We start from the raw sequence: 23,153 nt of genomic DNA on the forward strand, positions 1-23,153 counted from the left end.
CGCGACGCGCCGGATCCGGGCTCAACGGGTCAGCGGGTCTGCTCCAGCCAGGAGGCGTAGAGCAGGGCGTAGACCGACTCCGGGTCGCGGACCAGCTCGTCGTGCGGGCCGCGCTGCACGATCCGGCCCCGGTCCACCACGATCACCTCGTCGGCCGCCTGCGCGGTCGAGAGCCGGTGCGCGATGGCCAGGGTGGTCCGGCCGCGGGTCACCGCGTCCAGGGTGCGCTGCAGGCGTACCTCGGTGGCCGGGTCGACGGCGCTGGTGGCCTCGTCGAGCACCAGCAGGTCCGGGTCGGCCACGTACGCCCGGGCGAGCGCCACCAGCTGCCGCTCCCCCACGCTCAGCGACTCGCCCCGCTCGCCGACCGCGGTGGCCAGCCCCGACGGCAGGCCGTCCAGCCAGTCGGCCAGCCCCAGCTCGGTGAAGGCCGCGGTGAGTTCCGCGTCGGTCAGCTCGGGGCGGGCGAAGCGGACGTTGTCGCCCACCGTGGCGTCGAAGAGGAACCCGTCCTGCGGCACCATCACCACCCGGGCGCGCAGCGAGTCGAACCGCACCCGGTCCAGCGGCACCCCGGAGAGCAGCACCTGCCCGTCGGTCGGGTCCATCAGCCGGGTGAGCAGCTTGGCGAAGGTGGTCTTGCCGCTGCCGGTCTCGCCGACCACCGCCACCCGGCTCTTCGCCGGGATGTCCAGGGTGACGTCGTGCAGCACCGGCGGACCGCCCGGGTACGCGAATGTCACCCCGGCGAAGCGGATGTCCAGCGGGCCCGGGGGCAGCTCCCGCCCCTGCTCGCCCGGGTCGGCCACGTCCGGCGCGACGTCGAGCACGTCCAGCACCCGACGCCAGCCGGCGATGGCGTTCTGCGCCTCGTTGAGCACCTCGGTGGCGATCTGCACCGGCTGGATGAAGAGCGTGACCAGGAACAGGAACGCGGTGAGCTGGCCGATGGAGAGCGAGCCGTCCACGCCGAGCAGCACCCCGAGGACCACCACACCGGCCAGCGCCAGGCCGGCGGCCAGCTCCCCCACCGAGCTGCCCAGGATGCTGATCCGGATCGCCCGCTGCTGGGCGTGCCGCTGCCCCTCGATCGCGGTGTCGAGCCGCCGGGCGGTGCGCCCGGCGATGCCGTACGCCCGGATCACCGGCGCGCCGACCACGCTCTCGGCGATGGTGCCGAGCAGGGTGCCCGTCCGCTGCCGGACCACGCCGTAGGCGGCGCCGAGCCGGCGCTGGAGCTGCCGGATCACCAGCACCGCCGGCGCGAAGGCGACGAGCACCACCAGGGTCAACTGCCAGGAGTACGCCAGCATCACGGCCGTGGTGACCACCAGCTGGCCGAGGTTGACGAGCAGGATCACGCCGCCCCACTGGAGGAACTGGGTGATCTGGTCGACGTCGCTGGTCACCCGGGAGACCAGCGACCCGCGCCGCTCGGACTGCTGGTGCAGCATCGACAGGTCGTGCACGTGCCGGAACGCCCGGGTCCGGACGTTGGCCAGCGCGGTCTCGCTGACCGTGAACAGCCGGCGCATCATCAGGTAGCCGCAGCCGGTGGTGATCACCAGCACGGCCGCGGTGATCGCGACCACCCGCCACACCACGGCCAGGTCCAGGCCGCCGACGATGCCGCCGTCGATGCCCCGCTGCACGGCGACCGGCACGGCCACCCGGCCGACCATGTAGACCAGGGCCAGCGCGAGGGTGCCGGCCAGCCCGGTCCGCAGCTCCGGGGAGAGCGCCAGCCCGCGCCGCAGCGTCCGCCAGGTCGTCTCGGAACGCTCCTGCGGCTCCTCCCGCTGCTCCGGCTCCACCGTCGTCGCGCTCACCGGGCCGACCTTTCGTTCGCGACTGCGGGGCTCCGCTCCGCTGCACTCCTCGCGCTCACCGGTCCACCTCGATCTCCAGGCCCGAGGTCAGCGGCGCGACCTCGTCGTACGTGCGGTTCTGCTCGCGTTCGTGCTCGGCCTGCTCGTACGCGGTCACCAGATCGGCGTAGCCGGGCACGGTGGCGAGCAGTTCGGTGTGCGTGCCCCGGGCCACCACCCGCCCCTGCTCCACGTAGATCACCTCGTCGGCGAGGGCGATGGTCGCCCGCCGGTACGCGACCACCAGGATCGACGCGGCGGCGCCCTGCCCCCCGGTCGGGGCGCGCAGCCCGGCCAGGATGGCCGCCTCCACCCTCGGGTCGACGGCGCTGGTCGCGTCGTCGAGCACCAGCAGCCGGGGCCGGCCGGCGAGCGCCCGGGCCAGGGTGAGCCGCTGCCGCTGCCCGCCGGAGAGCGAGGTGCCCCGCTCGCCGACCATGGTGTCCAGCCCCTCGGGGAGCGCGGCGACGAAGCCGTCCGCCTCGGCCAGCCGCAGCGCGGCCCACACGTCCTCGTCGCCGATGCCCGGCCGGTCCAGGCTGATGTTGGCCCGTACGGTGTCGTCGAAGACGAACGGCACCTGGGCGACCAGGGCGACCGTCGCCGCCAGCGAGTCCGCGGTCAGCTCGCGGACGTCGACGCCGTCCAGGGCCACCGTGCCGGCGCGCGGGTCGACCAGGCGCACGGCCAGCGAGGCGATGGTGGACTTGCCGGCGCCGGTCGGGCCGACCAGGGCGACCGTCTTCCCGGCCGGCACGGTGAAGGTGACCTCGCCGAGCACCTCCGTGCCGGGCAGGTGCGCCTCGGCCGGCTCGTACCCGAAGCAGACGTCGGCGAAGGCGAGCGTGGCGGGCTTTGGCTCGGCCGGGTCGAGCCGGCGCTCGCCGTACGGCATCTCGCCGGTGGCGTCCAGGACCCGGCGGACCCGGTCCCAACCGGCGACGCTGCGCGGCAGCTCGGCGAGGACCCAGCCGATGGCCCGCACCGGGAAGGCCAGCACGGTGAAGAGGAAGGCGACGCTGACCAGCTCGGCGACGCTGATCGCGCCCGCCCGCAGCCGGAACGCCCCGACCACCAGCACGGCGAGGGTGCCGAGGCTGGGCAGGGTCTCCAGCAACGGGTCGAAGACGCCGCGCAGCCGGCCGACGGAGACCAGCGCGTCGCGCAGCTCGCCGGCCCGGGCCGAGAACCGGGCGGTCTCCTCGGCCTCGCGACCCATCGTCTTGACCACCAGGGCGCCGTCGAAGCTCTCGTGGGCGATGCCGCTGACCTCGGCGCGCAGCCGCTGGGCGCGGGCCTGCCGGGGCGCCATCCGCCGGGAGTAGACCACGTTGAGCGCGAAGAGCGCGGGGAACACGGCCAGCCCGACCAGGGCCAGCGCCCAGTCGGTGAGGAAGAGCGAGACGATCGCCCCGACCAGCATGACCAGGGTGCCGACGGCGAACGGCAGCGGGGCGATCGGGTACCAGGCCGCCTCCACGTCCGAGTTGGCGTTGGACAGCAGGGTGCCGGTGGCGTTGCGCTGGTGCCAGGCCAGCGGCAGGTCGAGGTAGCGGCGGGTGACCCGGCGCCGGTAGGCGGCCTGCAGACGGAACTGCATGTAGCCGGCGCCGAGCCGGCGGCCGAAGATGCCCGCCACCCGCAGCACGCTGATGCCGAACAGCGCCGTCGCGGCCAGGGCCAGCGCGCCCGTCCCGACGGAGCCCCGGGCGACGGCCGGCACCACCACCTCGCCGACCACCGCTCCCACCACGAAGGCGCTGGCGATGACCATGAGGCCGAAGAGCACGCTGCCGCTCACCGCTACCGCGAAGATCCGCGGTTGTTCCCGGATCGCCCGACCGAGGACCCACAGCCCCCTGCCGAGCACGTCCCGACTTGTCCCGCTCGCCACACTGTCCCCCGCCGTAAGCCGCCCTGTTCCCCCTCATCCTTACCGCTCCCGGCCACCTCCGCCGACCCGGACCCGGTATGTCCGCCGTCACGTGCGCTCCGGCACACTCCGGCGCGCCCCGGTCACCGCGGCACGCGCTCCGGCGCGCCGACACCGGCCGGCGCGCCTACCATCACCCTCATGCCGCGGTACGCCCGATCGGAGCGCGAGGCGCTCGTCGATCTCATGCTGGAGCTGGGACCGGACGCACCGACCGTCAACGAGGGGTGGACGACCCGCGACCTCGCCGCCCATCTGGTGGTGCGCGAGCGCCGCCCGGACGCCGCCGGCGGCATCGTGCTGCCGCCGTTGCGCGGGTACGCCGAGCGGGTGCGCCGGCGGATCGCCGCCCGCCCCTGGGCGGAGCTGGTCGGCCTGGTGCGCCGCCCGCCGCTGTGGAGCCCGGTGAGCAACCCGCTCACCGACGAGCTGGCCAACACCCTGGAGTTCTTCATCCACCACGAGGACGTCCGGCGGGCGGCGGCGGGATGGCAGCCGCGTGACCTGCCGGCCGGCCTGCGGGCGCGGCTGTGGAAGCCGGCCTCCCTGATGGCCCGGGCGGCGTTGCGCCGGTTTCCGGCCGACCTGCTGGTGCAGGCGCCCGGTCACGGCGAGCTGTCGGTGGGCCGGGGCGGCGAACGGCTCCGGCTGGTCGGGTCGCCGGGCGAGCTGGCGCTCTTCCTCTCGGGCCGGCAGCGGGTGGCCCGGGTCCAGGTCGACGGCTCCGCTCCCCTCGCCGACCGGCTCCGCCACGCCTCGCTCGGCCTCTGACCTCCCGGCCGGGTGGAACCGGTCAGGAGGAGTTTTCCCACCATGCGCGCCCAGCGATTCCCGCCAATGTGAGGTGTCGTACTCTTCTGCCCGCCGATCCCGTTCCGGGCGGCGGACGAGGGGGGCCACCATGCGCGGCATCGCCGGGTCGGGACTGCACGAGCCCCCCTTCCTCGCCCGCCGGCATTCCGCCACCGGTCGGGTCGCCGCCGAGAGCCTGACCTGGGCCCGGAGCCTCGGGCTGGTGGAGGACGGGCCGCGCTGGCACCGGCTGCGGGCCGCGGACGCCGCCGAACTCGCCGGCCGGGCCTGCCCAGGGGCGCCGGTCGACCGGCTGCGGCTGCTCACCGACCTGATCACCTGGCTGTTCGTGGTGGACGACAGCTGCGACGAGGACGACCTCGGGGCCGAGCCGGGCCGGCTCGCACCGACCGTCGGCGCGCTGCTGGACGTCCTCGACCGGCACGGCGTCGACGGCGAGGCGGCACCCGCCGACGGGCCGCTGGGCGTCGCGCTGGCCGACATCTGCCGGCGGGTACGCGAGCACCGTCGCCCGGCGCTGCTGCTGCGGCTGGTGGCCCAGTTGCGCGAGTACCTGCTGGCCCTGCTCTGGGAGGCGGCCAACCGGCAGCACCGGCGGGTGCCGGAGCTGACCGAGTACCTCCAGCTGCGCCGGCACACCGGCGGCGTACGCCCCAGCCTCACCCTGACCGACCTGGCGTACGACGTCCGGCCGGGCCCGGGAGGGCGCACCGACCCGGCGCTGCTCGCCCTCGACGACCTCACCACCGACCTGGTCTGCTGGTGCAACGACCTCTTCTCGCACCGCAAGGAGCTGCGCGGCGCGCCCGACCCGCACAACCTGGTCACCGTCATCGCGGCCCGCACCGGGCAGGACGTCGACAGCGCCGTCCGCACGGCGGCCGGACTGTTCAACGACCGGCTGGACCGCTACCTCGCCGGCGAGGCGGCGCTGGCCGGTGAGCCGGCCATGGCACCCTTCCTGGAGGTCCGCCGGTCCTGGATCCGGGCCACCTACGACTGGTCGCTGCGGGCCGTCCGGTACGCCTGAGCGTTCCAACTCGCGGGACACAGTCGGCTCACAGCTTTCGGGGCTAGCCGAGGCCCCGGTGCAGGCAATACTCTTCGGTAACCGCAGAACGGCGTGACCCCCGTCACGTCCATCCACCCCCTGAAGGCGGCTACAGCGATGGCTCTCGATGTACCGTACCGTTCCATTCCCGACATGTTCCTCAAGCGCGTGGCCGCCACTCCCGACCGGCACGCGTTCGCCCACCCGGGCCCGGACGAGTCCGGCCCCGTCTGGCTGACGTGGGAGCAGGTCGGCCAGCGGGCCAAGGCGGTCGCCGCCGGCCTGCACGCACTGGGCGTCGGCCAGGAGGATCCGGTGGCGATCCTGGCCAACACCCGGCTGGACTGGGTGATCGCCGACTTCGGCATCATGTGCGCCGGCGGCGCGACCACCACGGTCTACCCCACCACCGAGCCCGAGGACGCGGTCTACATCATCGCCGACTCCGGCTCCCGGGTGCTCTTCGCCGAGAACCCGGCCCAGGCTGCCAAGATCGCCGGCGCGGAGCTTCCCGCGCTCACCCACGTGGTGCTCTTCGACGGCGCCGTCGACCCGGCCGCGGCCGTACCCCAGCTCACCCTCGCGGAGCTGGAGGAGCAGGGCGCGGCGCGGCTGGCGGCCGAGCCGGACCTGGTCGAGCGCCTCGTCACCCCGATCGGCCCGGAGCACCTGGCCACCCTGATCTACACCTCGGGCACCACCGGCCGGCCCAAGGGCGTCGAGCTGCTGCACGGCGGCTGGTGCTGGGAGGGCGTGGCGCAGGCCGAGATGGGGCTGCTGCGCGACGACGACCTGCAGTACCTCTGGCTTCCGCTGTCGCACTCGTTCGGCAAGACGCTGCTCTGCGGCGCCACCCACGTCGGCCTGCCGACGTACGTGGACGGGCGGGTCGACAAGCTGGTCGACCTGCTCGGCGTGGTCCGGCCGACGCTGATGTGCGGCGCGCCCCGGGTCTTCGAGAAGGTCTACAACAAGGCGGTCACCACGGCCCAGAGCGCCGGCGGCGCGAAGGCGAAGATCTTCGCCTGGGGCGTCCGCGTCGGCAAGGAGAAGGTCGCGCTGGAGCAGGCCGGCCAGCCGGTCCCGGCGGGGCTGAAGCTGAAGTACGCGCTGGCCGAGAAGCTGGTCTTCAGCAAGCTCCAGGCCCGTCTCGGCGGCCGGATGCGGGTGCTGGTCTCCGGCGCGGCGCCGCTGAGCAAGGAGATCGCCACCTTCTTCGCCGCCGCGAACCTGCCCATCTCCGAGGGGTACGGCCTGACCGAGACCAGCGCCGGCAACTTCGTCAACCCGCCGGAGGGGCTGCGCATCGGCACCGTCGGCAGGGCGATGGGCGACCTGGAGTGCCGGATCGACACCGACGGCGAGATCCTGGTCAAGGGCACGCCGGTGATGCGCGGCTACCACAACCTGCCCGAGGAGACGAAGGCCGCGTTCACCGAGGACGGCTTCTTCCGTACCGGCGACATCGGCAGCCTCGACGACGACGGCTACCTGCGGATCACCGACCGCAAGAAGGACCTGGTCAAGACCTCCGGCGGCAAGTACATCGCCCCGTCGCACATCGAGGGCATGTTCAAGGCGATCTGCCCGTACACCTCGCAGGCGATCGTGGTCGGCCAGGCCCGCAACTACTGCACCATGCTGGTCACCCTGGACCCGGACGCGATCAAGGGCTGGACGGCCGGCGGCCCGCTGGAGGGCCGGGACTACGCCGAGGTCGTGGCCTCCCCCGAGGCGAAGGCCATGGTCGAGGAGTACGTCGCGCAGCTCAACGCGAAGCTCAACCGGTGGGAGACGATCAAGAAGGTCACCATCCTGCCGCGCGACCTGACCATCGAGCACGGCGAGATCACCCCGTCTCTCAAGATCAAGCGACGCGGCGTGGAGACCAACTTCGCCGCCGAGATCGACAAGATGTACGAGGGCACGCTGGCTGAGCTCTGACCGCCTCGGGTGGCCGTGACCGGTTCCTCGCCGGGCACGGCCACCCGGGGCCGTCCGCTCACAGGTGCTCGCCCCGCCACCTGCTCTGCTCGGCCTCCGACGCCTCCTGCTCCGCCAGCGCCACCTGCCGGGTCCGGCGCCGGCGCGGGCCGTCGACCATCGTCTGCGCCCCGGTGGAGGCCACGCCGACGAGCGCCAGCAGCCCCAGCGCGACCAGTTCCGGCACCCGGCTGGACAGCGGCCCGAGGGCCGCGAGCAGCACCACCGTCGCCAGCGGCACCCACCGCACCTCACCCCACGTTCGCCACCCCAGCCCGGCCAGGCCGAGCAGGTAGACGGCCACCCCGCCGTGCAGCACCAGCACCCAGAAGCCGCCCAGCGGCTCACCCCAGGCCGGCGTGCTCGGGTCCGCACCCTCGCTCAGCAGATCCTTGATCCCCAGCGCGACGAAGATGATCCCGGCGATCAGCGGCAGGTGCAGGTAGGTGTACACGTCCCGGGCGAGGCGCGCCCGCGCGGCCGGTTCCCGGGTGCCGTGCAGCGCCTGCTCCATCGCCAGGGCGAGGGTGTCGAAGTAGGCCCACCACAGCGCCGAGACGACCGCGATGCCGAGTACCGCGGCCACCATCACCGGCCAGGTCAGCGGCAGCTCGGTGAGGAACCGCGTGCCGAAGCCCAGCGCGATGACCGTCTCGCCGAGCGCGACCAGCACGATCAGCGCGTGCCGTTCCGCCCAGTGCCCGGCCGACCCCACCGCCCAGTACGCGCCGCGCAGCAGCACGCCCGCCCCGTACTCGACCAGGACGGCCGACGACCACAGCAGCAGCCGGAGCCACCCCTCGACGGTGCCGTCGGCGACCCGGTGCGGCACCAGGGCGGCGGTGACCAGCAGCGCGGTCGCGATCACCGGCGGGCTGGCCAGCAGCAGCCACCGCCGGCGGCGGGCCGGGTCGGGCCACTCCACCCAGCCGAGGACCGACAGCTGCGACATCCGGACCACGAAATAGCAACCGGCGAAGACGAGCGGGCCGTTCAACCCGCCCGGCCGGTCCACGAACGCCGTGGGCATGCTCAGCGCGAGCAGGAAGGTGGCGGCCAGGGTGACGAAGCCGATCAGCGGCAGCACGCCCTGGTCGGTGCGGACCGCGTTACCGACCGTGGCGAACCCGGTCCAGCACCACCAGAGCAGCGACAGCACCAGCAGGCAGCCGATCAGGTTGGCAACCGACGGCCGGCTCGACGTCACCGTGGTGACGGTGAGGAAGGCGAACACGAAGACGACGTCGTAGTAGAGCTCCAGCCGGGTGGTCCGGGACCCGGGCGCGCCGGGGCGGACCCCGCGCGACCAGCGTTGGCCTCCGCCCGCCGCGCCCGGCCGCCGGTCCGCTGCCCCCACCCCCGCAGTGTCCCAGCGGGCCCGGCGCGGCCGGGGTGGATCGGCGCAACCCCACCCGGGCGGGCGGCCGGTCTAGTGGTCGGACGCCGGCGCGGAGCCGTGCTCGGCGAGGAAGGCGTCGCGCAGCTTGCGCCGGGCGTCGCCGAAGAGCACCATCTCGACCGCGATCATCCCGACGCAGACCACGGCGAGCAGCCCGAGGGCGGCCAGCGCCGGCAGCCGGTCGGCGACCGGGATCAGCAGCACCAGCAGCACGGTGGTCACCGCCCGCGGCCGGTTGACCGAACGCATGTTGCGCAGCCGGAAGCCGAGGTGGCCGAGGAGGTAGAGGATCACCCCGCCGTAGAGGGCGTACAGGCCGATGCCGTGCAGCGGGTCGGTCAGCTCGTGCGCGGTGCCGTCGCCCACGTACGACAGGACCTTCTTGAGGCCGAGGGCGAGCAGGATGATGCCGGCCACCATCGGCAGGTGCAGGTACGTGTAGGAGTCGCGGGCCAGCGCGGCCCGCTCGGCGCCCTCGGCCCGGGCCAGCACCCGCTCCGCGGCGATCGCCACCACGTCGAAGTACGCCCACCAGAGCGCGGCGGCCACCGCGATGCCGAGGAACGAGGCGACGATGATGGGCCACGAGATCGGCAGCGCGGTCACCCCGACGCCGATCGCCACCAGCGACTCGCCGAGCGCGACGATGATGATCAGCCCGTGCCGCTCGGTCCAGTGGGCGGCCGAGTAGACCCGCCAGCCGCTCGCGCCGATGGCCATGATGCCGCCGTAGTCGAGGGCGAGGGCGAGCGCCCAGAGCGCCGTCCGGATGACGTCCTCCTGGTGCGGGGAGTCGGCGAGCTGCTGGGGCAGCAGGGCGGCGGTGAACAGCAGGGTGGCTCCGGCAAGCATCGGCAGGGCCGCCCGCAGCAGTTGCCGGCGCAGCGCGGCGTCGTCCCGGACCCGGGCGGCGTGCCAGTAGATGACCAGGTGCAGCACCCGGACCACCAGGTAGCCGGCCGCGAAGACGGCCGGCCCGGAGAGCCCGCCGGGCAGGTCCCTGAACGCCTCGGGAATGGTCACCGCGACGACGAACATGGTGCCCATCACCGCGAACAGCGCCACCCGGACCACACCCTCGTCGGCGCGCACCGTGTTGCCCAGCCAGGCGTAACAGCACCAGCACCACCAGAGCAGGGCCAGCAGGAGCAGCCCGTGCAGCATGCCCCACCAGGTCAGGTCCCCTGCCATCAGCGCGGTCACCTGGGTGAGCGCGTAGACGAAGACCAGGTCGAAGAAGAGCTCCAGCGGGGTGACCGAGGCGCCCTCGGTCACGGCCCGCATCCGCGGCGCGCGCCGCGTCGTACCGCCGTCCGTCACGGCGCACAGTCTGGCAGCCGGGACCACGGCGCGGCGTCCCGGTGGGCCCGTCGCGCCGGGCTCAGGCGATGACCGTCGCCTCCCGCCACTGCGGACGCCCGGCCCGGTCCAGGTCGTAGCGGACCGCGGCGAGCCGGCCCACCGCCTCGACCAGGTCGGCGGCGGGCAGGGTGAAGGGCAGCCGCAGGAAGCGTTCCAGCGTCCCGTCCAGGCCGAACCGGGGGCCGGGCGCCAGGCGTACGCCGACCTCCTCGGCGGCCCGGGCCAGCGCGCTGGAGATCGGGCCGTCCAGCTCGGCCCAGAGGGTGACCCCACCGTGCGGCGCGGTGACCCGCCAGTCGGGCAGGCGCTGCGCGAGCGCGTCGAGCAGGGCGTCGCGCTGGGCGGCGAGCTGGGCCCGGCGGGCGGCGACGATGGTCGGCGCGTCGGCGAGCAGGTGCACCGCGACCAGTTGATCCAGCACCGGGCTGGCCATGTCGACGCCGACCCGGGCCGCGGCCAGCCGCTGGACCTGCGGCGCGGAGGCGCGTACCCAGCCGATCCGCAGCCCACCCCAGTACGGCTTGCTCATCCCGCCGATGCTGATCACCCGGCTGTGCCGGTCGAAGGTGGCCGCCGGCGGGGGCAGCTCGGTGCCGTCCAGCGGGAGATCCACGAACGACTCGTCGACGACCAGGTCGGTGCCGGCGCTGTGGGCGGCGGCGACCACCCGCTCGCGCAGCTCGGCCGACATCAGGTGACCGGTCGGGTTCTGGAAGTCGGGAATCAGGTAGGCCAGCTTGGGCCGGACCTGGCGGATGCTGCCCAGCAGCAGGTCGGCGTCCCAGCCGGGCCCGTCGACGGCCAGCCCGTGGGTGGTGATCCGGGCCCGCCGGGCGGACAGCGCGGCCAGCGCGTTCGGATAGGTCGGGGACTCCACCAGCACGCTGCCGCCGGGCGCCAGCGCCAGCCGGAGCACCAGGTCCAGCGCGTGCTGGGTACCGCTGGTCACCATGATCTGCTCGGCGCTGGTGGGCAGCCCCCGCGCGGTGTACGACCGGGCGACCGCCTCGCGCAGCTCGATGATCCCGGTCGGGTGGTAGCCGGCGCCGCCGAGATAGCGGGGCAGGTCCTCGGCGGCGGCGCGGGCGGCCGGCACCAGCTGCGGCGGGGCGGCCAGCGCGGCGACGCCCAGGTCGATCATGTCGCGGTCGTCCAGCGGGGTCCACAGCCCGGTGCTGGCCACCCGGTGGGTGCCGGGCAGCATGGTCCAGCTGCCCGCCCCGCGCCGGCTGGCCAGGTGCCCGGTCTCGCGCAGTTGCCGGTACGCGGCGGTGACCGTGGTCCGGCTGATCCGCAGCGCCTCGGCCAGCTCCCGCTCGGCCGGCAGGCGTACCCCGAGGGGGAGCCGGCCGTCGGCGAGCAGGCCGCGGACCGCGGCGGCGAGCGCGGCGTAGTCCGGGCTGCGACGGCGGCCCGGCAGCGCGTGCCACTGCCCCAGCAGCCGAGCCAATTGGGCTCCCCGCACCTGGCTGGTCACGGCCACCCCTCCCAAATTGGCTCTTCTCTCGCCACGATTGGCACTTAGGGTGGCATGCATGGCAGCGATTGGCAATCTGCGGCACCGGCCGGTCCGGCGGCTCACCCAGCTCTACGTCGGGCTGGTCCTCTACGGCGTCAGCATGGCGCTGATGATCCGCTCCGGCCTCGGGCTGAACCCGTGGGACGTCTTCCACCAGGGCCTGTCCCGGCAGACCGGCATCTCGGTCGGCACGGCGAGCATCGTGGTCGGCGCGGTGGTGCTGCTCCTCTGGATCCCGCTGCGGCAGCGGCCGGGGCTCGGCACGGTCAGCAACGTGGTGGTGATCGGCCTGGCCGTGGACGCCACCGTGGCGCTGCTCCCGGAGGGCCTGCCGCTGCCGGCGCGGATCGGCCTGCTGGTCACCGGCATCGTCGCCAACGGCGTCGCGACCGGCCTCTACCTCGGCGCCGACCTCGGCCCCGGCCCGCGCGACGGCCTGATGACCGGGCTGGTCGCCCGGCGCCCGGGCAGCTCGGTGCGGCTGGTCCGCACCGGCATCGAGGTGACCGTGCTGGCCCTGGGCTGGCTGCTCGGCGGCACGGCGGGCATCGGCACCGTCGCGTACGCCCTCGCCATCGGCCCGCTGGCCCAGTTGTTCACCCCGCTGTTCACCGTCCCGCCCCGGTCCACCCCGGACACCCCGGTGGCCACCCTCGCTGAGCTGCGCTGACGTCACACCGGGAAAGTAGGTGTTTCCTCAGCCGACCCCGCCGGGCATCATTCGTGCATGGGGGAGAGCGGATGGCGCTGGAACGACGCCTGGATCTTCGTGTCACTGGTGATCGCGAGCGGCGCCGGACGGCACCGCCGCGCGGCGGACACCCGGCGCCCGGAGGGCGTCCGGCTGACCGACGTCCTCTCCACCGCGGAGCACCTCAACCAGGCGATCCCGGAGCGGGAGGACGTCGAGGCGGCGGTCCGCCGGCTGGCCGGCGCCGGACTGGTCAGCGTCTCCGACGGCTGGTTCCGGATCACCCCCGACGGCGAGCGGCTCTGGCGCACCCGGCCGAGCGCGGGCGTGGGGACCACGGTGGACACCGTGCAGGGGGTACTGGTCCGGCGGCACACCCCCGGTAGCGCCGAGTGGCACCTGCCCGAGGAGGACCACGCCGCCGCCGTCCAGGAGTACATCGTCCGGTCGATCCCGGCCCCGCGCCGCTCGCCCGAGGGGCGGACCGGCCGCTGAGCCGCGGGTTGCGTAGGTGGAGCCGGCGGAAGGCACCACGTCGGTGAGGGTGATACCTCAGAGTCATATTGATACCTGAGAGGTATCACGCTCACACCGGAACGTGCGCCTTGACCGGGAGCCTCAGCGGATGGGGTGGCCGGCGGCCTTCAGCGCGTCCTTGACCTCGCCGACGGTCAGCTCGCCGAAGTGGAAGACGCTCGCCGCGAGCACCGCGTCGGCGCCCGCGCCGATGGCCGGCGGGAAGTGCGCCACCTCGCCGGCGCCGCCGCTGGCCACCACCGGCACGTCCACCACCGCGCGGACCGCCTGGATCAGCGCCAGGTCGAAGCCGGCCTTGGTGCCGTCGGCGTCCATCGAGTTGAGCAGGATCTCCCCCGCCCCCAGCTCGGCACCGCGCCGCGCCCACTCGACCGCGTCCAGGCCGGTGCCCCGGCGGCCGCCGTGGGTGGTCACCTCGAACCCGCTAGGCGTGGTGCCCGCCGGAGCCCGGCGCACGTCCAGCGAGAGCACCAGCACCTGCCGGCCGAACCGGTCGGCGATCTCGGCGATCAGCTCGGGGCGGGCGATCGCGGCGGTGTTCACCCCGACCTTGTCCGCGCCGGCCCGCAGCAGCGTGTCGACGTCGGCGACCTGCCGTACGCCGCCGCCGACGGTCAGCGGGATGAAGACCGACTCCGCGGTGCGCCGGACCACGTCGAGCATGGTCCCCCGGTCGCTGGAGGAGGCGGTGACGTCGAGGAAGGTCAACTCGTCCGCGCCGGCCCGGTCGTACGCCGCGGCCAGCTCCACCGGGTCGCCGGCGTCGCGCAGGTCGAGGAAGTTGACCCCCTTGACCACCCGCCCGGCGTCCACGTCCAGACACGGAATCACCCGTACCGCCACCGTCATGTGGCGAGCCTATCCAACGGGCACGGGGCGGCGACCGACCTGTGAGGCCGGCCACCGCCCCGCGTCGGGACTCACACCCGGACGAGCATCTTGCCCAGGTTCTCGCCGCGCAGCAGGCCGAGGAACGCCTCGGGGGCGTTCTCGATGCCGTCGACGATCGTCTCGTCGTACGTGAGCTTGCCGTCGCGCAGCCAGCCGGAGACGTCCCGCACGAACTGCTCGCGCAGGTTGCCGTGGTCACCGACGAGGAAGCCGCGCAGGGTGAGCCGCTTGCCGATGACCATCGCCAGGTTGCGCGGGGCGGCCGGCGGCTGGGTGTCGTTGTATTGCGCGATCATGCCGCAGATGGCGGCCCGGCCGTGCAGCTTCATCGCCGAGATCGCCGCCTCCAGGTGGTCGCCGCCGACGTTGTCGAAGTAGACGTCGATGCCGTCGGGGGCGGCCGCCTTGAGCGAGTCGCGTACCGGTCCGTCGTGGTAGTCGAAGGCCGCGTCGAAGCCGAGCGCCTTGAGCCGCTCGACCTTGGCCGCCGAGCCGGCGCTGCCGACCACGTGCCCGGCGCCCTTGAGCTTGGCGATCTGGCCGACCAGGCTGCCCACCGAACCGGCGGCGGCGGAGACGAAGACGCTCTCCCCCGGCTTCATGCCGGCCACGTCGAGCAGCCCGGCGTACGCGGTCAGACCGGTCATGCCGAGCACGCTCAGGTACGCGCTCACCGGCGCGATCGTCGGGTCGACCGGGCGGGCGGCCTTGGCGTCGAGCAGCGCGTACTCCCGCCAGCCGAGGCCGTGCAGCACGGTGTCGCCGACCTTGACGCCGTCGGCCTCGCTGGCCACGACCTCGCCGACCGCGCCGCCGTCGAGCGGCGCCCCGAGCTGGAACGGCGGGACGTACGACTTCACGTCGTTCATCCGCCCCCGCATGTACGGGTCGACCGACATGAACTGGTTGCGGACCACGATCTGGCCCGGGCCGGGCGTCGGCACCTCGGTCTCGACGAGGCGGAAGTTGTCGGCGGTCGGCCAGCCCTGGGGGCGGGAGGCCAGGTGGATCTCACGGTTGGTGCTCACGGGGTCGTCCTTTCGTACGCGGGAGAAGGGCCGGGCGGCGCTCAGGCCGCGGCGGCCTCGCGGACGGTGAGGGCGACCTCGATGTTGCCGCGGGTCGCGTTCGAGTACGGGCAGACCTGGTGGGCCTGCGCGACCAGCTGCTCGGCGGCGGTGCGCTCGACGGCGGGCAGGTCGACCAGGAGGGCGACGGTCAGCCCGAAGCCGCCGCTGCCGTTCGGGCCGATGCCGACCTCGGCCTCGACCACCGAGCCGGAGACGTCGGCCTTGGCCCGGCGGGCGACCAGGCGCAGCGCCGAGTGGAAGCAGGCCGCGTAGCCGGCGGCGAAGAGCTGCTCGGGGTTGGCCGCGCCACCGGCGCCGCCCATCTCCTTCGGGACCGCCAGGTCCAGCTCGACGGTGCCGTCGGAGGTGCGGACGTGGCCGTCGCGGCCGTCGCCGCTGGCGAGGGCGGACGCGGTGTAGAGCACCTGCATGGTCACTGCTCCTTCTGTCGGTGGATCGTCTCGGTGACCCGGGTGAGGGTGTCGCGCAGGGCGATCAGCTCGGCCTCGGTGAGGCCGGTGGCACGGGCGACCTGCAGCGGCACCTCGTCCATCCGCTGCCGCAGGGCCCGACCGTCGGCGGTGAGCCCCACCTCCACCCGTCGCTCGTCGCGCGCCGACCGGGACCGGACCACCAGGCCCGCCGCCTCCAACCGCTTGAGCAGCGGGGAGAGCGTGCCGGAGTCCAGCCGCAGCGCGGCGCCGAGCTCGGAGACCGTGGGGGCGTCCTCGCGCTCCCAGAGCACCAGCAGCACCAGGTACTGCGGGTAGGTCAGGCCGACCTCGTCGAGGATGGGCCGGTAGACGTCGGTGAGGGCGCGCGACGCGGCGTAGAGCGCGAAGCACACCTGTCGACGTAGCACCAGATCATCGGTCACCGGCAAACCGTAGCCCACGATTGAATTGCGCACAACCGATCTGGCCGGGATGTGGCCGCGCCCACCCGGCCGCCCGGGCGGGGCGACCGGGGGTCAGCGCTCGCCGAGCCAGGCCTCCAGCTCCACCTCGACCAGCTGGTCGGGGTCGAGCAGGCCGGCCACCACCACCATCGTCGCCGCCGGACGGACGGCCCCGAACACCGCGTTGTGCGCCCGGCCCACCTCGTCGGCGTAGCTCCGGTCGGTCACGTACATCCGGGTCCGGACCACGTCGCCCGGCTCAACGCCCACCTCGGCGAGCGCGTCCAGCCCGATCCGCAGCGCCTGCGCGGTCTGCGCCGCGGCGTCGCCGACGTGCGTCACCCGACCGTCCACGGTCGACGTGCAGCCCGCCGTCCACGCCAGGTCGCCCGCCCGGACCACCCGGGCGTAGCCGTAGACGGCCTCCCACGGGCCGCCCGAGCCCAACCGGGTGACGGTCACGCGGCGGCCAGCGTTTCCAGCGCCTGGGCCACGGTGAACGCGCCGGCGTAGAGCGCCTTGCCGGCGATCACGCCCTCCACCCCGAGCGGCTCGAGGGTGGCCAGCGCCCGCAGGTCGTCCAGGGTGGACACGCCACCGGAGGCGATCACCGGGGCGTCGGTGCGCGCGCAGACCTCGCGCAGCAGGTCCAGGTTCGGCCCGCGCATGGTGCCGTCCTTGGTGATGTCGGTCACCACGTACCGGGCGGCGCCCGCCTTGTCCAGCCGCTCCAGCACCTCCCACAGGTCACCGCCGTCGCGGGTCCAGCCCCGGGCGGAGAGGGTACGACCGCGCACGTCCAGCCCGATCGCGATGCGGTCGCCGTACTCGCCGCAGACCCGGTCGCACCACTGCGGGTCCTCCAGCGCGGCGGTGCCGATGTTCACCCGGGCCGCCCCGGTGCCCAGCGCCGCCTGCAACGACTCGTCGTCCCGGATGCCGCCGGAGAGCTCCACCTTCACGTCGAGCTGCCGCACCACCTCGGCGAGCAGGTGCGCGTTGGAGCCCCGACCGAACGCCGCGTCCAGGTCGACCAGGTGGATCCACTCGGCGCCGTCGGCCTGCCAGGCCAGCGCGGCCTCCAGCGGGTCGCCGTAACCGGTCTCGCTGCCGGCGGCGCCCTGCACGAGCCGGACGGCCTGGCCGTCGGCGACGTCCACGGCGGGCAACAGGGTGAGGCTCAACTTCTCTCTCCTCGCATCAGATCCGACGGTCCAGCGCGATCACGACGATCGCCGGCAGGACCAGCAGCAGCAGGACGACCAGCACCAGGCGCAACGCCAGATCGTCGACGAACGTCCAGATCCCGAACAGCGCGGCCAGGCTCAGGCCGACGATCGCGGCCCGCTCCCCCCGGCTGCGGCGGCCCAGCCGGCCGGTGCGACCCCGCCGCCACTGCGGCGTCAGCCGGCGTACCAGCGTGCGGGTGCGCTGCCGGCGGGCCAGCCGGCGCTGGCGCACGACGCGTTCCCGGGCGGCCTCGGCCTCCCGGACGGCGCGGCGGCGGGCCCGCTCCTTGCTCACGCCGTGCCCCGCGGTGCCCCGGCGGCCGCCGTGCCCCGCGCCGGGCCGGCCGGCTCAGCCACCTCAGCCAACCGTGGCCAGCCAGTTGCGCAGGAGGGCGGCCCCGGTGTCGGCCGACTTCTCCGGGTGGAACTGGGCGGCCGACAGCGCGCCCCGCTCCACCGCGGCGACGAAGTCGGTGCCGTGGTGGGCGGTGGTGACCATAGCACCGGCGGCGGCCAGCCCGGCGACGTCGTTCACCCCGTACGAGTGGACGAAGTAGAACCGGCTGTCGGCGGGCAGCCCGGCGAAGAGCACCGAACCGGCCGGCGCGTCGACCGTGTTCCAACCCATGTGCGGCAGCCGGTCGGCGGGCAGCTTCGTCACCCCGCCGGGCAGCAGCCCGAGCCCCTTGGTGACCACGCCGTGCTCGTCGCCGTGCTCGAAGAGCACCTGCATGCCGACGCAGATGCCCAGCACCGGCCGGCCGGCGGCGACCCGCTCGGCGATCACCGGGCCGGCGCCGAGCGCCTCGATCCCGGCCATGCAGGCGGCGAAGGCGCCCACGCCCGGCACCACCAGGCCGTCCGCGTCGGCGGCGGCGGCCAGGTCGTCGGTGACGGTCACCTCGGCGCCGGCGCGCTCCAGGGCGCGCTCGGCCGAGCGCAGGTTGCCCGAGCCGTAGTCCAGCACCACGATCCTGGTGGTCATCAACCCTCCCCGGGAAGCAGCCAGAGCACCCCGCCGACGGTGGCGAGCGTGGCCAGCAACGCCATGATGACCACCGCGCCGCGCGGCGCGCCCTGCTTGTGCAACGACCAGGTCCCGCCGACCAGCACGCCGGCCAGGATCAACAGCAACGTCGGCAGCACCGGCCCCATCAGAGCTCTCCTTCATTCGCGACTGCGGGGCTCCGCTGCGCTGCACTCCTCGCGCTCATCAGAGCGCACCCTTCGTGCTGGGCACCACGCCCGCCGAGCGCGGGTCGATCGCGGTGGCCTCGCGCAGCGCCCGGGAGACCGCCTTGAACTGCGCCTCCACCACGTGGTGGGCGTCCGGGTGGCCGCCGGGGCGGGCCGCCCGCAGCACGTCCACGTGCAGGGTGATCCGGGCCGACTGGCCGAAGGACTCCCAGATGTGCCGGGTCATGCTGGTGGGGTAGACCGGGCCGATGTACGGCGCGAGCGCCGGCTCGTCGTGCAGCACGTACGGGCGGCCGGAGAGGTCGACGGCGGCCCGGACGAGGACCTCGTCCATCGGCACGGTGGCCGAGCCGTAGCGCCGGATGCCGGCCTTGTCCCCCAGCGCCTGGTCGAAGGCGGCGCCCAGGGCCAGCGCGGTGTCCTCCATCGTGTGGTGGGCGTCGATCTCCAGGTCGCCGACGGTCCGCACGGTGAGGTCGAAGCCGCCGTGCCGGGCGATCTGGTGCAGCATGTGGTCGTAGAAGCCGACGCCGGTGCTGATCTCGGCCTGGCCGGTGCCGTCGAGGTCGATCTCGACCAGCACCTTGGTCTCCTTGGTGATCCGCTCCACCCGGGCGGTGCGACTCATTGCTTGCCTTTCGGTCGCGACTGTGGGGCTCGCAAGCTCACTCCTCGCGCTCCCATCTCAGCTTCTCCATTGCGGTCAGGAAGGCGTCGGTCTCGGCGGGGGTGCCGGCGGTGACCCGCAGCCAGCCGGGCAGGCCGACGTCGCGGACCAGCACGCCCGCGTCGAGCAGGGTGCGCCAGGCGACCGCCTGGTCGCCGGCCACCTCGAAGAGCACGAAGTTGGCGTCGCTGTCGGCGACCCGGTGGCCGCGGGCGCGCAGCTCGGCGACGATCCGGTCGCGCTGGGCCTTGATCGCGTCGACGGTGCCGAGCAGGGCGCCCCGGTGCGCCAGCGCCGCCCGGGCGGCGGCCTGGGTGAGCGCCGAGAGGTGGTACGGCAGCCGGACCAGCTGCACGGCGGCCACCACCGCCGGGTCGGCGGCCAGGTAGCCCAGCCGGCCGCCGGCGAAGCCGAACGCCTTGCTCATCGTCCGGGTGACCACCAGCCGCGGGTGGCCGGGCAGCACGGCCAGCGCGCTGACCGTGCCGGGGCGGGCGAACTCGGCGTACGCCTCGTCGACCACCACCATGCCGGGGGCGGCGTCGAGCACCGCGGCGACCACCGCCGGGTCCAGCGCGGTGCCGGTGGGGTTGTTCGGCGAGCAGAGGAAGACCACGTCCGGCCGGTGCTCGCGCACCTGGGCCACCGCGTCGTCGACGGTCAGCCCGAAGTCGACGCCCCGGACCCCCGGCACCCAGCCGGTGCCGGTGCCCAGCGCCAGCAGCGGGTGCATCGAGTACGCCGGGGTGAAGCCGAGCGCGGTGCGCCCCGGGCCGCCGAACGCCTGGAGCAGCTGCTGCTGGATCTCGTTGGAGCCGTTGGCCGCCCAGACCTGCTCGACGGTCAGCCCGTGACCGAGGTACGCCGCCAGGTCGGCGCGGAGCGCCACCGCGTCCCGGTCCGGGTACCGGTTGAGGTCGCGCAGCTCCGCCGCGAGGGCCTTGCCGATCGCCTCGACCACCGGCTCGGGCACCGGGTACGAGTTCTCGTTGGTGTTCAGCCGCACCGCCACGTCGAGCTGCGGCGCCCCGTACGGCCGCAGGCCCCGCAGGTCGTCGCGGAGCGGCAGGTCGTCCAGGGTGGTCACGCCGGCCCCCCGGGGAAGCGGGCCGCGACGGCCTGGCCGTGCGCCGGCAGGTCCTCCACGTTGGCCAGCGTCACCACGTGCGGGGCCACCTCGCGCAGCGCGTCCTCGGTGTATTCCACGAGGTGGATGCCGCGCAGGAAGGACTGCACCGACAGTCCCGAGGAGTGCCGGGCGCAGCCACCGGTGGGCAGCACGTGGTTGGAGCCGGCGCAGTAGTCGCCGAGCGACACCGGCGACCAGGCGCCGACGAAGATCGCGCCGGCGTTGCGGACCCGCATCGCCCAGGCGCGGGCGTCCACGGTCTGGATCTCCAGGTGCTCGGCCGCGTACGCGTCCACCACCCGCAGCCCGGCGTCGAGGTCGTCCACCAGGACCACGCCGCTCTGCTCACCACTGAGCGCGGTGCTCACCCGCTCGGCGTGCTTGGTCGCCGGCACCTGCCGGGCCAGCTCCCGCTCGACCGCCTCGGCCAGCTCGACCGACGGGGTGACCAGCACGCTGGCGGCGAGGGGATCGTGCTCGGCCTGGCTGATCAGGTCGGCGGCGACGTGCGCCGGGTCGGCGGTGTCGTCGGCCAGGATGGCGATCTCGGTCGGGCCGGCCTCGGCGTCGATGCCGACCACGCCGCGCAGCAGCCGCTTGGCGGCGGTGACCCAGATGTTGCCCGGACCGGTGATCATGTCGACCGGGTCGCAGTGCGCGCTGCCCTCGGCGTCGACCGCCGCGCCGTACGCCAGCATCGCCACCGCCTGGGCGCCGCCCACGGCGTACACCTCGTCGACGCCGAGCAACGCGCAGGCCGCCAGCACCCGCGCGTCGGGCAGGCCGCCGTTGTCCTGCTGCGGCGGGCTGGCCACCACCAGCGAGCGCACCCCGGCCGCTTGGGCGGGGACCACGTTCATCACCACGGTCGACGGGTACATCGCCAGGCCACCGGGGACGTAGAGGCCCACCCGGTCGACCGGCACCCAGCGCTCGGTCACCGTGCCGCCGGCGACGACCTGGGTGGTGTGGTCGGTGCGTCGCTGGTCGGCGTGCACCCGGCGGGCGCGCGCGATCGACTCCAGCAGCGCGGCGCGCACCTGCGGGTCGAGCGTCCCCTCGGCCTCGGCGATCGCCTCGGCCGGCACCCGCAGCACCGCCGGGGAGACCCCGTCGAACCGCTCGCTGGCCTCCCGGATCGCCGGGTACCCATGCTCCCGGACCGCCTCCACGAGCGGGCGGATCCGCTCGACGGCCACGGAGACGTCGAGCTGGGCACGGGGCAGCAGGCGGCGCGGGTCACGGACACCGCCGCGCAGGTCGATCCGATTCAACACCCTTGCGAGTCTAGGCGGCTTCGGCGGGATCTTTCCGCGCCGCCCGTACCGCGGGAGGCGTGAGCCGAGCCACGCCGCGGGCGGCCGGTCGGGCTAGGCTCGGACGCGTGACTGCGCGGCTGCCGGTGTTCCCGCTCGCAACGGTGCTCTTTCCCGGACTCGTGCTGCCGCTGCACATATTCGAGGAGCGCTACCGCGCCCTGGTGCGCCACCTGGTCGGGCTGCCCGAGGGGGCGCCGCGCGAGTTCGGCGTGGTGGCGATCCAGGCCGGCTGGGAGGTCGCCCCGGCGCCCGGCCGGTCGACCCCCGGCGGCGGTGACGTGACGCTGCACGAGGTGGGGTGCACCGCCGAGCTGCGGCAGGTCACCGAGCTCGACGACGGCGGCTTCGACATCGTCACGGTGGGCCGGCGACGGTTCCGGATCGCCGACGTGGACCGCTCCTCCGCGCCGTACCTGACCGCGCGGGTCGAGTGGCTGCCCGAGCCGAGCGGCACCGACGAGATCGCCGAACTGCTCGCGGCCCGGGTGATCGCGGTCTTCCGGCAGTACCTGGGGCTGATCCGGCCCGATCCCGAGGAGATCTCCGAGCAGCTGCCGGAGGACCCGACCGTGCTGTCCCACCTGGTCGCCGCGACGGCCGCGCTCACCGTGGCGGACCGCCAGCGACTGCTCGCCATCGACGACACCGCCACCCGGCTCCGCGCCGAGCTGCGGCTGCTCAACCGCGAGGCGGCTCTGCTGCGCCAGGTGCGGGCGGTTCCGGTGCCGCTGTCGGAGCTGGCGTCGCCCCCGGCCCCCAACTGAGGCCGCCGGGCTCCGGCTCCGGGCGCAGCGACGGCCAGCGCGACCAGCCGGCCAGCAGGGTGTACGTCACGGCCGCGGCGAACGCCGGCAGCAGCACGTCCCCGAAGGGCACCGGCAGGAACCCGAACAGCCACTCGATCCCGCCGGCGCGCAGGTCGGCCGGCTTGGTGAAGGCGGTGCCGTCCGGGGCGTTCTCCAGCAGCCGCTGGTAGCCGGAGAGCCCGACCCGGCGGCCGACCTGCCAGGCGACCAGCGCGGCGCCGAGCGCGCCGAACGCCGCCCCGGTCAGCACGGCGGGGCCGCGGCGGCGGCGCAGCACGACCCAGAGCCCGACCGCGGCGAGCAGCCCGAAGCCGAGCCCGAGCAGGCTGAACCAGCCGTCGGCGGCAATCGGCTGCTCCGGCTGCGGCTGGGCGTAGATGGCGCCCTCGGCGGTCTTGAGCACCGGGGTGTCCGGGGCCACGGCGGCCCAGAGCAGCCCGAGCGGCACGCCCAGCACGGTCAGCGCGAGCACGGTGGCGAGGGTCGCCGCGACGGGCCGGCGGGGCCGGTCGGCCGGCTGCTCCGGGAGGCCGGCGTACGCCGGGGGCCACGACGCGGCCGGTCCCGGTCCGCCCGGCTGCGACCAGGGGTCACCGCCCGGTGTGGCCGGCTCGACCGGGCCCGGCTCGCCAAGCCGCGATCCGACGTCGGGACTGCCGGAGAGCGGCGTCCAGCCGTCGTTCACCGAGCGGGCCGGCGGGGCGGGGCCGGCGGGCGCGGCGGCACAGTCCGGCTCGTCGGGACGGTCGACGGACCGGTGCGGATCGGGGGTGTCCGGGCTCACCCGATGA

General features: G+C 74.4%; 24 protein-coding genes. 6 read left to right on the forward strand and 18 right to left on the reverse strand.

The genetic code is table 11. From position 1 onward, the window contains the following. Positions 1–29: 29 nt before the first annotated feature. Entirely contained in the window at positions 30–1,829 is a 1,800-nt protein-coding gene (locus FHX75_RS29450; protein ID WP_246158816.1) for an ABC transporter ATP-binding protein, read from the reverse strand. A 55-nt stretch (positions 1,830–1,884) separates the two neighbouring features. Continuing rightward, a complete protein-coding gene (locus FHX75_RS29455) occupies positions 1,885–3,762 on the reverse strand; it encodes an ABC transporter ATP-binding protein (protein ID WP_154943817.1) in 1,878 nt (625 codons plus the stop codon). A 180-nt stretch (positions 3,763–3,942) separates the two neighbouring features. On the opposite strand from FHX75_RS29455, the gene FHX75_RS29460 reads away from it, so the two are divergent. The 3 genes from FHX75_RS29460 to FHX75_RS29470 all read left to right on the forward strand — a co-directional run bounded on the left by FHX75_RS29460 (position 3,943) and on the right by FHX75_RS29470 (position 7,609). Beyond that, positions 3,943–4,572: a TIGR03085 family metal-binding protein gene (locus FHX75_RS29460; protein ID WP_154943819.1), complete on the forward strand. Its 630-nt coding sequence runs from the start codon at positions 3,943–3,945 to the stop codon at positions 4,570–4,572. 130 nt (positions 4,573–4,702) lie between these two features. After that, entirely contained in the window at positions 4,703–5,644 is a 942-nt protein-coding gene (locus tag FHX75_RS29465; protein ID WP_154943821.1) for a terpene synthase family protein, read from the forward strand. A gap of 138 nt (positions 5,645–5,782) precedes the next feature. Then, positions 5,783–7,609: an AMP-dependent synthetase/ligase gene (locus tag FHX75_RS29470; RefSeq protein WP_154943823.1), complete on the forward strand. Its 1,827-nt coding sequence runs from the start codon at positions 5,783–5,785 to the stop codon at positions 7,607–7,609. Positions 7,610–7,667: 58 nt separating this feature from the next. Here the strand turns inward: FHX75_RS29470 and FHX75_RS29475 are convergent, their stop codons facing one another. From FHX75_RS29475 to yczR, 3 genes are all read right to left on the reverse strand, one after another. Further along, the gene (locus FHX75_RS29475; protein WP_154943825.1) at positions 7,668–9,005 is read right to left on the reverse strand and encodes a low temperature requirement protein A; all 1,338 of its coding nucleotides are present in this window, start codon (positions 9,003–9,005) and stop codon (positions 7,668–7,670) included. Positions 9,006–9,077: 72 nt separating this feature from the next. Beyond that, positions 9,078–10,367, reverse strand: coding sequence for a low temperature requirement protein A (locus FHX75_RS29480; protein ID WP_211364638.1), 1,290 nt, complete (start codon positions 10,365–10,367; stop codon positions 9,078–9,080). A 61-nt stretch (positions 10,368–10,428) separates the two neighbouring features. Next, a complete protein-coding gene (yczR, locus tag FHX75_RS29485; protein WP_154943827.1) occupies positions 10,429–11,886 on the reverse strand; it encodes a MocR-like transcription factor YczR in 1,458 nt (485 codons plus the stop codon). Positions 11,887–11,944: 58 nt separating this feature from the next. Between yczR and yczE the strand changes: the two genes are divergently transcribed. Continuing rightward, positions 11,945–12,598 carry a membrane protein YczE gene (yczE, locus tag FHX75_RS29490; protein ID WP_154943829.1) on the forward strand — a complete coding sequence of 218 codons (654 nt, stop codon included), beginning with the start codon at positions 11,945–11,947 and terminating at the stop codon, positions 12,596–12,598. 57 nt (positions 12,599–12,655) lie between these two features. After that, positions 12,656–13,114: a hypothetical protein gene (locus FHX75_RS29495; RefSeq protein ID WP_154943830.1), complete on the forward strand. Its 459-nt coding sequence runs from the start codon at positions 12,656–12,658 to the stop codon at positions 13,112–13,114. A gap of 123 nt (positions 13,115–13,237) precedes the next feature. Here FHX75_RS29495 and hisF read toward each other — a convergent pair whose 3' ends face one another. The 12 genes from hisF to hisD all read right to left on the reverse strand — a co-directional run bounded on the left by hisF (position 13,238) and on the right by hisD (position 21,514). Then, the gene (hisF, locus tag FHX75_RS29500; protein ID WP_154943832.1) at positions 13,238–14,005 is read right to left on the reverse strand and encodes an imidazole glycerol phosphate synthase subunit HisF; all 768 of its coding nucleotides are present in this window, start codon (positions 14,003–14,005) and stop codon (positions 13,238–13,240) included. Between the two features lie 71 nt (positions 14,006–14,076). Next, positions 14,077–15,075: an NADP-dependent oxidoreductase gene (locus tag FHX75_RS29505; RefSeq protein WP_154943834.1), complete on the reverse strand. Its 999-nt coding sequence runs from the start codon at positions 15,073–15,075 to the stop codon at positions 14,077–14,079. 41 nt (positions 15,076–15,116) lie between these two features. Beyond that, the gene (locus tag FHX75_RS29510; protein WP_154943938.1) at positions 15,117–15,548 is read right to left on the reverse strand and encodes an organic hydroperoxide resistance protein; all 432 of its coding nucleotides are present in this window, start codon (positions 15,546–15,548) and stop codon (positions 15,117–15,119) included. A 2-nt stretch (positions 15,549–15,550) separates the two neighbouring features. Then, the gene (locus FHX75_RS29515) at positions 15,551–15,994 is read right to left on the reverse strand and encodes a MarR family winged helix-turn-helix transcriptional regulator (RefSeq protein ID WP_154943836.1); all 444 of its coding nucleotides are present in this window, start codon (positions 15,992–15,994) and stop codon (positions 15,551–15,553) included. A 93-nt stretch (positions 15,995–16,087) separates the two neighbouring features. After that, positions 16,088–16,477: a RidA family protein gene (locus FHX75_RS29520; protein ID WP_154943838.1), complete on the reverse strand. Its 390-nt coding sequence runs from the start codon at positions 16,475–16,477 to the stop codon at positions 16,088–16,090. Continuing rightward, positions 16,474–17,199: a bifunctional 1-(5-phosphoribosyl)-5-((5-phosphoribosylamino)methylideneamino)imidazole-4-carboxamide isomerase/phosphoribosylanthranilate isomerase PriA gene (gene priA, locus FHX75_RS29525; protein WP_154943840.1), complete on the reverse strand. Its 726-nt coding sequence runs from the start codon at positions 17,197–17,199 to the stop codon at positions 16,474–16,476. Before priA ends, FHX75_RS29520 begins: the two co-directional genes overlap by 4 nt. A gap of 16 nt (positions 17,200–17,215) precedes the next feature. After that, complete coding sequence (locus tag FHX75_RS29530; protein WP_154943842.1) at positions 17,216–17,539, reverse strand: hypothetical protein; 324 nt, start codon at positions 17,537–17,539, stop codon at positions 17,216–17,218. 63 nt (positions 17,540–17,602) lie between these two features. Continuing rightward, on the reverse strand, positions 17,603–18,229 hold the full coding sequence (gene hisH / locus FHX75_RS29535) for an imidazole glycerol phosphate synthase subunit HisH (protein WP_154943844.1): 627 nt from the start codon (positions 18,227–18,229) through the stop codon (positions 17,603–17,605). Continuing rightward, on the reverse strand, positions 18,229–18,399 hold the full coding sequence (locus tag FHX75_RS31055) for a hypothetical protein (RefSeq protein ID WP_170285505.1): 171 nt from the start codon (positions 18,397–18,399) through the stop codon (positions 18,229–18,231). Before FHX75_RS31055 ends, hisH begins: the two co-directional genes overlap by 1 nt. A 58-nt stretch (positions 18,400–18,457) precedes the next feature. Beyond that, positions 18,458–19,069: an imidazoleglycerol-phosphate dehydratase HisB gene (gene hisB / locus FHX75_RS29540; RefSeq protein WP_154943845.1), complete on the reverse strand. Its 612-nt coding sequence runs from the start codon at positions 19,067–19,069 to the stop codon at positions 18,458–18,460. Between the two features lie 37 nt (positions 19,070–19,106). Further along, positions 19,107–20,195: a histidinol-phosphate transaminase gene (locus FHX75_RS29545; RefSeq protein ID WP_154943847.1), complete on the reverse strand. Its 1,089-nt coding sequence runs from the start codon at positions 20,193–20,195 to the stop codon at positions 19,107–19,109. Beyond that, entirely contained in the window at positions 20,192–21,514 is a 1,323-nt protein-coding gene (hisD, locus tag FHX75_RS29550; protein WP_154943849.1) for a histidinol dehydrogenase, read from the reverse strand. Before hisD ends, FHX75_RS29545 begins: the two co-directional genes overlap by 4 nt. 107 nt (positions 21,515–21,621) lie before the next feature. On the opposite strand from hisD, the gene FHX75_RS29555 reads away from it, so the two are divergent. Continuing rightward, positions 21,622–22,320: an LON peptidase substrate-binding domain-containing protein gene (locus tag FHX75_RS29555; RefSeq protein ID WP_154943851.1), complete on the forward strand. Its 699-nt coding sequence runs from the start codon at positions 21,622–21,624 to the stop codon at positions 22,318–22,320. Here FHX75_RS29555 and FHX75_RS32140 read toward each other — a convergent pair. Then, positions 22,235–23,146 carry a DUF2567 domain-containing protein gene (locus FHX75_RS32140; protein ID WP_154943853.1) on the reverse strand — a complete coding sequence of 304 codons (912 nt, stop codon included), beginning with the start codon at positions 23,144–23,146 and terminating at the stop codon, positions 22,235–22,237. The genes FHX75_RS29555 and FHX75_RS32140 overlap by 86 nt on opposite strands. Positions 23,147–23,153: the final 7 nt, after the last annotated feature.

Origin of the sequence: Micromonospora palomenae (assembly GCF_007829925.1) — a bacterium.
Lineage (GTDB): Bacteria > Actinomycetota > Actinomycetes > Mycobacteriales > Micromonosporaceae > Micromonospora > Micromonospora purpureochromogenes.